Source organism: Neptunomonas sp., from assembly GCF_041601355.1.
Lineage (GTDB): Bacteria > Pseudomonadota > Gammaproteobacteria > Pseudomonadales > Balneatricaceae > Neptunomonas.
This window is the reverse complement of record NZ_JBFIIH010000181.1, coordinates 1-5,734: the sequence shown is the minus strand read 5'-3', so window position 1 is coordinate 5,734 and position 5,734 is coordinate 1. Positions and strand designations below refer to the sequence as shown.

7 protein-coding genes are annotated in these 5,734 nt (G+C 46.7%); 4 read left to right on the top strand and 3 right to left on the bottom strand.

Going from position 1 to position 5,734, the window contains the following annotated elements; genetic code table 11:
• The first annotated feature begins 187 nt into the window (after nt 1–187).
• On the top strand, nt 188–1,075 hold the full coding sequence (locus ABY436_RS18510; protein WP_372740405.1) for a M14 family zinc carboxypeptidase: 888 nt from the start codon (nt 188–190) through the stop codon (nt 1,073–1,075).
• Nucleotides 1,076–1,131: 56 nt separating this feature from the next.
• Here ABY436_RS18510 and secB read toward each other — a convergent pair whose 3' ends face one another.
• From secB to ABY436_RS18495, 3 genes are read right to left on the bottom strand one after another with little or no spacing between them, the layout of a single operon-like run.
• Nucleotides 1,132–1,611 carry a protein-export chaperone SecB gene (gene secB, locus ABY436_RS18505; RefSeq protein ID WP_372740404.1) on the bottom strand — a complete coding sequence of 160 codons (480 nt, stop codon included), beginning with the start codon at nt 1,609–1,611 and terminating at the stop codon, nt 1,132–1,134.
• Nucleotides 1,612–1,620: 9 nt separating this feature from the next.
• Nucleotides 1,621–1,878, bottom strand: a complete 258-nt coding sequence (gene grxC, locus ABY436_RS18500; protein ID WP_372740403.1) for a glutaredoxin 3 — start codon at nt 1,876–1,878, stop codon at nt 1,621–1,623.
• A gap of 3 nt (nt 1,879–1,881) precedes the next feature.
• Nucleotides 1,882–2,301, bottom strand: coding sequence for a rhodanese-like domain-containing protein (locus ABY436_RS18495; RefSeq protein WP_090730980.1), 420 nt, complete (start codon nt 2,299–2,301; stop codon nt 1,882–1,884).
• Between the two features lie 179 nt (nt 2,302–2,480).
• Between ABY436_RS18495 and gpmI the strand changes: the two genes are divergently transcribed.
• The 3 genes from gpmI to ABY436_RS18480 all read left to right on the top strand — a co-directional run.
• Entirely contained in the window at nt 2,481–4,031 is a 1,551-nt protein-coding gene (gene gpmI / locus ABY436_RS18490; RefSeq protein ID WP_372740402.1) for a 2,3-bisphosphoglycerate-independent phosphoglycerate mutase, read from the top strand.
• Between the two features lie 85 nt (nt 4,032–4,116).
• The gene (locus ABY436_RS18485; protein WP_372740401.1) at nt 4,117–5,196 is read left to right on the top strand and encodes a murein hydrolase activator EnvC; all 1,080 of its coding nucleotides are present in this window, start codon (nt 4,117–4,119) and stop codon (nt 5,194–5,196) included.
• A 35-nt stretch (nt 5,197–5,231) separates the two neighbouring features.
• A partial coding sequence (locus ABY436_RS18480; RefSeq protein WP_372740400.1) for a S41 family peptidase occupies nt 5,232–5,734 on the top strand: 503 nt, incomplete at its 3' end.

The window sequence follows — 5,734 nt, the reverse complement described above, 5'->3', positions numbered from 1 at the left end:
TCCGTTTGCCATTGAACCGGGATATTCGGAAAATGCTGATGAGTGGCCGCTGAATAGTCGCTCAATAACTGCCTAAGTAAAATAGCCGGCTCTGATAGCCGGTTTTTTTATGTGGCTTAGCGTAGTCGGTTATACTGTATTAGGTTAGGCTACACTAAATCTCTATCTATCAACTGATACTGTGAAAATGAAGCATTTTTTAACACTCTCTGGTGTTTTGTGGTTATTGCCCGTCGTGGCATTTTCTTCAACAGCGACACAGGGCGTCGATCCAACGTACAAGACTGAAACGCAAAATGTGTGTGCTAAGATCGGTCGCAAACTTTCCAGTGTATCGGTGCATGAATGTAATGGGCTGTCCTTTGATGTGCCACGGTTTTATTCAGTAGGTGGTTTGCCTATTTTGGAGAAGCATTTTCCGGCAGCGCATGCTGATGCACCCAAAATTCTGTTTATTGGCGGCATACATGGAGACGAGTATTCAAGTGTCAGTGTTACCTTTAAGTGGTTGAACACGCTGAATAAACACCATAGTGGTGCGTATGATTGGCATTTCTTGCCCTTAGCAAATCCTGATGGATTATTGCAGTCGCGTTCTTCGCGGGTGAATCAGAATAAAGTAGATTTGAACCGTAATTTTATTTCTGCACCTGATTTTCCGGAACCACTGGTTCATTGGAAAAAGAAAGCGCGGGAGCGCTCGCGTTATTACCCGGGGCAGTCTCCTTTGAGCGAGCCTGAATCCAGAGTGATTCATCAACTGATTGACGAATACCGTCCTGATATCGTGGTTTCTGTACATGCGCCGCATGGCATTCTTGATTTTGACGGTAGTAATTTACAGCCGCCTAAAAAATTAGGTCCTCTGCATCTTCGTCAATTAGGTACCTATCCGGGATCATTGGGAAACTATGCATGGTTCGTTAAGCGTATTCCGGTGATGACTATAGAGTTAGAGCATGCGGGTATTATGCCGGCGAGCGATGATATTAACAGGATGTGGACTGATCTTGTTAGCTGGGTAGGGGAGAAGACTGTCGAGAGAAATCAGGTTGTGCTTTCTGAGCCGCAATAATTAGCCGCTATAAAAGGCACTGCAAACACTGAAAAGTGAGTCTGCAGTGCTTTACGTCAGTGCTGCTCTGCTGGCGCCGCTGAAGCCGCTTTCTGTTGTAGCTGCTGAGCGTAGAGTGCATCAAAGTTGACAGGTGATAGCATTAGCGCCGGGAAGCTCGCTTTAGTCACCAGCGTATCAATCGTTTCGCGAGCATATGGGAATAGTAAATTCGGGCAGAATGCGCCTAATGTATGCCCAATTTCCTGTTCGTTCATACCGGCAACCTGAAAAATTCCACCTTGCTGAACTTCCACGAGAAATGCAGTATCTTCTTCATTTTTAACCGTAACAGTTAATGTTAACACCACTTCGAAATGCTCAGGGCTAAGAGGCGTTGTGCGTGTGTTCATCTCCAGATTAATCTCTGGCTGCCATTTCTTTGTAAAAATTTGTGGGCTATTTGGCGTTTCCAGAGAAGCGTCTTTAACGTAAACGCGCTGAATTGAAAACTGTGGTCCTTTTGGCTGCGGTGCAGCCTGATCATTTTCTGCCATTTTAAATCCTTAATCTTGTTGTGAAAGAAGAGTGTCGAGCTGTCCTTGTCTTTCGAGTGCGTAAAGATCATCACACCCGCCGACATGTGTATTGCCGATAAAGATCTGCGGCACACTAGTTCGTCCGCTGAGCTTGGTCATTTCAGCCCGCTTGCTCGGTTGGTTGTCTACTTTGATCTCTTGATAGGCTACGCCTTTTTGATCTAACAGCATTTTTGCTCGTGTACAAAAGGGGCACCAATCAGAACTATAAACGGTAATCATCATTGCTCAGGCCTTTTTAACAATCGGAAGATTCTGGCCTTTCCACTCTGTTATCCCGCCCTGTAGACGTAAAACATTTTCAAAGCCTGCTGCTTTTAACTGTTTGCTGGCAGCGCCTGCTGTTTGACCAAGATTGCATACCACAATGACAGGGCGCGTTTTGAACTTTTCAATCTCATTGAAACGACGACTAAAGTCGGCCAGTGGAATATGTCGTGAGCCGGTAATGTGGCCGGTGTCCCACTCCTTTTTGGTGCGGATATCAATCAGCACTGCATCTTGCTTGTTCATTAACTGAGTAGCCGTTGCTGGCGAAACAGACTTGCCGGCTTTTTGGCCTTCAGTCCACATAATCATCAAAAGTGTTAATAGCCAGGCCGCTATCAGCATAAAGTTGTTAGTGGCAAATTCGATCAATTGTTCCATTATGTTTCCTAAACCGTCATAACGCCGCGAAACCGGCACCTCATTTTAAGCGGACGATTATACAATGCCCGGGCGTCTCATATAAGAGGAGATTATGAATAGCAAGGCGTTGTTAGCCAATTGCGATGAATCGAAGTAAAATATGTGACCTTCTTAAGATAAAATTGGCCTGAATTCATATGAATAATAAACGTATCCCTAAAGCACTGATTATCCTCGACGGTTTTGGTGTTGAGTCAACAGCCTCTTCTGCCATTGAAGTGGCGAATACACCTACATGGGATACGTTGCTGGCTAATAATCCCAACTCCCGGATTGCGACCTCAGGTTTAGCGGTGGGTTTGCCAGATGGCCAGATGGGTAACTCTGAAGTGGGGCATATGAATATCGGAGCAGGACGTACGGTGTATCAGAACTTTACGCGTATTTCCAAAGCGATTGCCGATGGCGATTTTTTTGAAAACAGCGTCCTCACCGCTGCTATGGATAAAGCGATTGAGCAGAATAAAGCTGTGCACGTGATGGGCTTATTATCGCCTGGCGGAGTTCATAGTCACGAAGAACATATGTTCGCACTAATCAGAATGGCCGTGACACGCGGTGCTCAGAAAGTGTATCTGCATGCCATTCTCGATGGACGGGATACACCACCCCGTTCTGCTCAGTCTTCACTTGAAAAAGCCGACGCATTGTTTGCCGAATTAGGTAAAGGCGGAATCGCTACGGTTGTGGGGCGCTATTATGCGATGGACCGGGATAATCGTTGGGATCGGGTGCAGCAGGCCTATGATGCTATGACAACAGGGAGGTCCGGGTATGTTGCTGACTCTGCAGTCTCTGCGTTAGCTGCCGCGTATCAGCGTGATGAGAACGATGAATTTGTCAAAGCCACCGTGCTTCAGAAAGATGGCCGCGCAGTGGGTGTTGTTGCTGATGGCGATGCGCTGATCTGCGCTAACTTTCGTCCCGATCGGTCGCGTGAAATAACCCGTGCATTTGTAGAGGGTGATAGCTTTACAGGCTTTGCTCGTGCTGTGCAGCCTGCGTTGGTTGATTATGTGATGATGACGGAGTATGCCGCTACTATTCCGGCTTCCTGTGCTTATGAGCCTGCGGTGATTGTGAATGACCTGGGTGAGTATATTTCGGCGCAAGGTAAAACTCAGTTACGTATTTCTGAAACAGAAAAATATGCTCATGTGACCTTCTTTTTTAACGGTGGTCAGGAAGCGGTTTATGCCGGTGAAGAGCGTATTCTGGTCCCGTCCCCTCAGGTGGCAACCTATGATCTTCAGCCTGAGATGAGTGCCCCGGAGTTGACCGATAAGCTGGTGGCCGCGATAAAAAGTGGTAAATATGACCTGATAGTTTGTAACTACCCCAATGGTGACATGGTGGGACATACCGGCGTGTTTGATGCTGCTGTAAAAGCGGTTGAAACTGTTGATGCTTGTGTAAAAAGAGTGTTGGAGGCGATGGCCGAAGTCGGCGGTGAAACTTTGATCACGGCAGATCATGGTAATGTCGAAATGATGCGGGATCCAACCTCTGGCCAGCCACACACGGCGCATACGAATTTTCCGGTCGCATTGATTTATGATGGTCCAAGAAAACACTCGCTTGCGTTACAAGATGGTGCGTTGAGCGACCTTGCGCCGACTATTCTTGCCTTGATGGCGTTGCCGCAGCCGGCTGAAATGACGGGTCACAGTCTTGCGACATTCAAATAGATTGTTAAGGCCGCTGTTGCGGCCTTTTTTAAACGGGTTAGTGTGTTGCTGCCTACTCTTTATCGGCTTGAGTAGCGATCACCTTGTGGCGGCTGATCAGCAAGCTACACAGTCGCAGCTTAGCAAACTTAAGAAGAGTATTAATCAGGTACAGGCTAACCTCAAAAGAGATCAGAAAAAGCAGAGTACTGCTGAGCATTCGCTGGCAGCAACAGAACAAGAGATCAACGAGTTAGGCAAGCAGGTTTATCAACTGGATAAGAAACTGGCTCTGTTGGGTAATGACCTGTCAGGTTTTGAGATGGAAAAGAGCCGTCTCGAAAAAAGCTTGCAGGAAAGCCGTGGCCGTTTAGAGCAAATTATCCGGCAACAGTATCGCCTGGGTGCCCAGCCGCGGCTATTTATGCTATTGAATCAGAGAGATCCGGAACAGATATCGCGCATGACGCACTATTATGATCGCTTCAGCACGGCTCAAGTTGTCGAGATGACTCAGTTTCAGACGTTACTGCGCAATTTGAAATCGACACACCTATCGATTGATTCAACACAACAGAATATCAAGAGTAGTCGGGATAATTTGCAGGCTAAGTTAGTTGAGCTTCAGACCTTACGCGTACAGCGGCAGCAATCACTGGCCGCTGTGAAAAAGCAAGTCAGTAGCGCACAAGCTAAACTTAAACAGCTGAATATTGATAAAAAACGATTGGAGAAGTTGCTTTCTGAGATTGAAAAATCGGTTTCTTCGGCCAATCTTACGCAGAATAATAAAGCGTTTGTCAGTCTTAGGGGGAAACTACAATGGCCGGTCAAAGGAAAAATCCTACGCGCCTATGGTAATGTTAAGGATAATCTCAGTTACGATGGTGTCTTACTGGCGGGGACAACGGGAAGCGCTGTTGCGGCGGTACACCATGGCCGGGTAGTCTTTGCAGACTGGCTCAGAGGCTATGGGTTGCTGACCATTATCGATCATGGTGATGGATATATGAGTTTATATGGTCAGAATGATAGTTTGCTGAAGGAAACAGGCGATTGGGTTTCGCAAGGTGAGTCTGTCGCTACTATAGGCAGCAGCGGTGGTAATAATGACCCCGGCTTATATTTTGCGATCCGACACAAAGGTAAAGCGATCAACCCTAAGCGTTGGTTTGTAGCTCAATAAGGATGGTACATGTTCTTTAAAACGGGGTGGCAGTAATGAAGTTTTCGTTAAAGCTGATCAGTGTGATTTTTAGTGTGGGGCTACGCGTTACAGGGCTCAGTGTTACAGGGTTAGCTGTTACAGGGATAAGTGTTACGGGGTTAGGTGTTATAGGGAAAGTGCAGGCTGCTTCTCTTCAGGACGCGGTACATCAGGAGGCAACAAAAAAATTGCCCTTAGAAGAGCTGAGGCGCTTTAGTGAAGTGTTTGATCGCATTAAGAACTCTTATGTTGAGCCTGTAGATGATGCCAAAGTTCTGGAAGATGCTATCCGTGGCATGATTGCAGGGCTGGATCCACATTCCTCTTATCTTGAACCAGAGGCTTTTGAAGAGTTGCAGGAGCATACCACTGGCGAGTTTGGCGGTGTTGGTATTGAGATTAGCCTCGAAGATGGCTTCATTCGGGTTATCACTCCGATTGATGATACACCGGCGGTTAAGGCCGGTATTAAAGCCGGTGATTTAATTACCCGTATTGATAATGAACCTGTAAAAAG

Excerpts from the sequence above, each read along its gene's own strand:
- ABY436_RS18510 (WP_372740405.1), top strand. The coding sequence starts at position 188 with ATGAAGCATTTTTTAACACTCTCTGGTGTTTTGTGGTTATTGCCCGTC.
- secB (WP_372740404.1), bottom strand. The coding sequence starts at position 1,611 with ATGGCAGAAAATGATCAGGCTGCACCGCAGCCAAAAGGACCACAGTTT.
- grxC (WP_372740403.1), bottom strand. The coding sequence starts at position 1,878 with ATGATGATTACCGTTTATAGTTCTGATTGGTGCCCCTTTTGTACACGA.
- ABY436_RS18495 (WP_090730980.1), bottom strand. The coding sequence starts at position 2,301 with ATGGAACAATTGATCGAATTTGCCACTAACAACTTTATGCTGATAGCG.
- gpmI (WP_372740402.1), top strand. The coding sequence starts at position 2,481 with ATGAATAATAAACGTATCCCTAAAGCACTGATTATCCTCGACGGTTTT.